1 pseudogene is annotated in these 423 nt (G+C 70.4%); it reads right to left on the reverse strand.

From position 1 onward, the window contains the following. A pseudogene (locus tag AC3A6G_RS27425) lies at nucleotides 1-423 on the reverse strand (autotransporter family protein); the annotation flags it as partial.

The raw sequence follows: 423 nt of genomic DNA on the forward strand, positions 1-423 counted from the left end.
GTCGACCGCGAACTGCGCGCCGCCGATGCGCACCGCGCCGCCCGCACCCTTGTTGTCGACCGTGACGGTGCCGGCCGCGCCGCTGAAGATCGCGAACCCGTCCTGCTTCCAGGTGCCGTTGGCGACGCCCGCCACGTCGGTCCAGGTGTCGCCGGGGCTGCCTGCGCGCCAGGTGCCCGAGCCGCCAGCGATCTTGCCGTCGTTGAAGTTGGCGCTGTCGTTGCCGTCCCAGAGGTTGAGCGCCACGCCTTCGGAGTTCACCAGGTTGACCTGCTGCGCAACCGAGGTCTGCACCTGCAGGTTGCTCGCGTCGGTGGGCGCCGTGCCGATGTCCAGGCCGTTGTCGGTCAGCGTGCCGGTGTAGTTGATGAGCCGGTACAGGCCCGCGCCGAACTGGCCGCCGGCCGTCTGCGCCACGTTCAA

This window comes from Variovorax sp. Soil_C_26 (assembly GCF_057657075.1).